The sequence below is a fragment of the Rhizobacter sp. P3_B12 genome (assembly GCF_056402895.1).
The window spans coordinates 1-4056 of sequence record NZ_JBFUGN010000559.1 but is presented as its reverse complement, the minus strand read 5'-3'; the positions used below and the strand labels follow the sequence as shown (position 1 = coordinate 4056).

Sequence of the window (4056 nt, the reverse complement as noted above, 5' to 3'; positions counted from 1 at the left end):
ATCGAGCTGCTGCTCAGCGCGCCGGGCTGGCTCGACCCGTCACGGCGCCTCAAGGTGACGCGCGGCGCGGTCTACCGGATGCTGCTGCGCTCGGTGCCGACCGCGCTGTCGAATGCGGCGCTGCGGCGCTGGACCGATGCGGCGCTCGCGCGCGTCGAGGCAGCCTGCCATGCCTGAACTTCATCAACCCACTCGACGAGACCGCCGATGAACCGACCGCGATGGATGCTGGCCCTGGCAGCCCTGAGCCTGATCACCACGGCCGCGTCGGCCGCCGAACCGGTGCCGCCCTTCACCGGACAGCACCGCCCGTTCACGCCCACCAGCGGCAGGGTCGTCGGCGTCTACGTGCCGCACTGGCAGCCGCAGGACCTGCTCGACCGCGTGCCCGCCGGCAACCTGACGCACCTGCTCTACGCCTTCCTGCACCTGTGCGGCCCCGGCCAGCTGCCGCAGGACGCCGCGGCCTGCGAAGGCAAGGCCGATTTCCAGCTCGCCACCTCGAAGCGCGACGACGAGTTCGATGCCGTCTTCGCCCGCTTCAAGCAGCGCGCGCCGCGGGCGTTGGTGCTGGCCTCGGTGGGCGGCTGGGGCGGCTCGGACCCGTTCTTCCACCTCGCGAACGACCCGGCGCGGCGTGCGGTGTTCGCTGCCTCGGTCGCGCAGTTCCTGCAGACGCACCCGGCCTTCGACGGCATCGACATCGACTGGGAGCACCCCACCTCGAACGGCAGCGCCAACGGCGTCGCGCTCGGCACGCCGGCCGACGGGCAGGGCTATGCGGACCTGATGGCCGACCTGCGCCGCGCGCTCGACGGCCTGGCCGCGCAGACCGGCCGGCGCTACCTGCTGACCGCCGCGGTCRACACCACCGAATCGCTCGCGACGAAGGTCAACCACGCCGAGGCGGCGAAGGTGATGGACCTCGTCTTCATGATGACCTACGACTTCGCCGGTGGCTGGACGCCGCTGGCCGGCCACCACACGCCGCTCGCGAGCCCGACGCCGGAGACGAACGACAGCCTCGAAGGCGCCGTGCGCGTGATGACGAAGGCGGGCGTGCCGGCGCACAAGCTGGTGGCCGGCGTCGCGATGTACGGCCGCGGCTTCGCCGGCGTGAAGGGCCCGGGGCCGAACGGCTTCAACGGCGTGCCGCGCAGCGGCGTGTTCCCCGGCAAGGAAGGCGACATCACCTACCGCGAACTGGCCGACGGCTGGCTGGGACCGAAGGGCACCGGCGCGCAGGGCTGGAGAACGGTGTACGACCGCGGCACGCAGTCGTACACGCTGTGGAATGCGCGCGCGCAGCAGATGATCGGCTACGACGACCCGCGCAGCGTGCGGCGCAAGGGCCGCTTCGCGGTCGCGCACGGGCTGGCGGGCGTGTTCGCGTGGGAGCTGTCGCAGGACAACGGCGACATCCTGAACGCGATGAACCTCGGGGTCGGGCAGACCCCGGGTCCGGCGCCCGCGAAGGCCGTCAGACGGCCATGATCGACACGCTCTTCGTCACCAGGTAGGCCTCCATCGCCTCCGGCCCGCCCTCGGTGCCGTAGCCCGAGTCCTTGACGCCGCCGAACGGCATCTCGGCCACCGGCGCGGCCGGCTGGTTGATCCACAGCATGCCGACCTCCAGGCGCTGCGACAGCAGGTGCGCGTTCTTGATCGAGCGCGTGAAGGCGTAGCTGGCCAGCCCGAACGGCAGGCGGTTGGCTTCGGCGATCGCCTCGTCCAGCGTGTCGAAGCCGCGCACCGCGGCCACCGGGCCGAACGGTTCGTTGTTGAACACGTCGGCATCGAGCGGCACGTCGGTCAGCACCGTCGGCGCGAAGAAGTTGCCGCTGCTGCCGACGCGTTCGCCACCGGTCGCGACCGTGGCGCCGCGCTTGCGTGCATCGTCGACCACCTTGGCCATCGCGCCCAGGCGGCGCGCATTGGCCAGCGGGCCGAGCGTGGTGCCTTCGGCCAGGCCGTCGCCCAGCTTCAGCTTCTGGGCGTGTGCCACCAGCGCCTGCGAGAACTCCGCCTTCACGCTGTTGTGCACCAGGAAGCGCGTCGGCGAGATGCAGACCTGCCCGGCATTGCGGAACTTCGCGCCACCGGCGGCCTTGACCGCGAGCGCGACATCGGCGTCGTCGGYGACGATCACCGGCGCGTGGCCGCCCAGCTCCATCGTCACGCGCTTCATGTGGCGGCCGGCCAGCGCGGCCAGTTCCTTGCCGATCGGCGTCGAGCCGGTGAAGGTGACCTTGCGGATGACCGGGTGCGGGATCAGGTAGGCCGAGATCTCGGCCGGGTTGCCGAACACCAGGCCGAGCACGCCGGCCGGGATGCCGGCATCGACGAAGGTGGCCAGCAGCGCGGCCGGCGAGGCCGGGGTTTCCTCGGGCGCCTTGACGAGGAACGAGCAGCCGCTCGCGAGCGCCGCGCCGAGCTTGCGCACGATCTGGTTGATCGGGAAGTTCCACGGCGTGAAGGCCGCGACCGGGCCGACCGGCTCCTTCAGCACCAGTTGCTGCGCGGCCAGGTTGCGCGACGGCACGATGCGGCCGTACACGCGGCGGCCTTCGTCGGCGAACCAGTCGATGATGTCGGCACCGGCCAGCACCTCGACGCGCGCCTCGGCCAGCGGCTTGCCCTGCTCCTGCGTCATCAGGCGGGCGATGCCGTCGGCGCGTTCGCGCAGCAGCGCGGCGGCGCGGCGCATCAGGTTGCCGCGCTCGTGCGCGGACGTCGCGCGCCAGGTCTCGAAGCCGCGCTGCGCGGCGGCCAGCGCGCGGTCGAGGTCGGCCGTCGAGGCATGCGCGACCTTGCCGATCGGCGCACCGGTGGCGGGGTTCAGCACGTCCAGCGTCTTGCCGCCGGTGGCGTCGACCCATTGGTTGTCGATCAGCAGGCGGGTGTCGGGGTAGGTGGTGTCGCTCATGGGCTTTCGCGTTGTCGTCGAAGCGGGGAAGGGCGCCATTGTCAACCCTGGGCCAAGCCCTTGCTGCGTGCTCAGGCTGTTTCTATACTGTATGAAAAAACAGTATTCTGTTCGCGATGCTTCCCCCTTACGCCGAGCTGCACTGCCGCAGCAATTTCAGCTTCCTCACCGGGGCCTCGCACCCCGAGGAACTGGTGAACCGCGCCGCCGACCTCGGCTACGCGGCGCTCGCGATCACCGACGAATGCTCGCTGTCCGGCGTGGTGCGCGCGCACGTCGAGGCACGGCGTCGCCAGCTGCACCTGATCATCGGCAGCGAGATGCGGCTCACGCTGCCGGCCGGCGGCGAGCCGCATGCGCGGCTCGTGCTGCTCGCGCAGACGCGCCGCGGCTACGGCAACCTGTCGCACTGGATCACCGTCGCGCGGCGCCGCGCCGACAAGGGGCATTACCTCGCGCACCCGTCCGACCTCGAAGGCGGCGTGCCCGACGCGCCCACGCTGGCCGGCCTGCCCGAATGCCTGGCACTGCTGGTGCCCGATGCCGCGCAGCCGTTCGAGACGGTGTTCGCGCATGCGATGTGGCTCAAGACCTGGTTCCACGAACGGGCCGCGCTGGCCCTCGAGCGGCTGCACCGCCCGGGCGACGAGGAACTGCTCGCCACCGTGCTGCAGGTCGCGCGGCGGGTCGGCCTGCCGGTGGTCGCGTCCGGCGACGTGCTGATGCACCTGCGCTCGCGCAAGTCGCTGCAGGACACGCTGACCGCCACGCGGCTGAACCTGCCGCTCACCGAATGCGGGCTGCAGCTCGCACCCAATGCCGAGCAGTACCTGCGCTCGCGCAGCCGGCTGGCCGGCCTCTACGAGCCGGCGTGGCTCGACAACACGCTGCTGCTGGCCGCGCAGTGCACCTTCTCGCTCGCCGAGCTGAAGTACGAGTACCCGCGCGAGGTCGTGCCCGAGGGCATGACGCCGATCGCCCACCTGCGCCGGCTCACCTATGCCGGCGTGCCGAAGCGCTTTCCCGACGGGCTGAAACCCAAGTGGTCGAAGCTGATCGAGGACGAGCTCGCGCTGATCGAGCAGCTCGGCTACGAGGCCTACTTCCTGACGGTGGCCGACATCGTGCGC

At 71.3% G+C, this 4056-nt stretch carries 3 protein-coding genes; 2 read left to right on the top strand and 1 reads right to left on the bottom strand.

All coding sequences use genetic code 11. The features are described from left to right. The first annotated feature begins 207 nt into the window (after positions 1–207). Positions 208–1494 (top strand): glycoside hydrolase family 18 protein, encoded by a 1287-nt coding sequence (locus AC1D01_RS23600; RefSeq protein ID WP_477870648.1) that lies wholly within the window; start codon positions 208–210, stop codon positions 1492–1494. On the opposite strand, the gene AC1D01_RS23595 is transcribed toward AC1D01_RS23600, so the two are convergent. Continuing rightward, positions 1481–2926 (bottom strand): NAD-dependent succinate-semialdehyde dehydrogenase, encoded by a 1446-nt coding sequence (locus AC1D01_RS23595; RefSeq protein ID WP_477870646.1) that lies wholly within the window; start codon positions 2924–2926, stop codon positions 1481–1483. The two genes, AC1D01_RS23600 and AC1D01_RS23595, sit on opposite strands and share 14 nt — an antisense overlap. 116 nt (positions 2927–3042) lie before the next feature. Between AC1D01_RS23595 and AC1D01_RS23590 the strand changes: the two genes are divergently transcribed. Further along, on the top strand, positions 3043–4056 hold a 1014-nt coding region (locus tag AC1D01_RS23590; protein WP_477870644.1), incomplete at its 3' end, for a PHP domain-containing protein.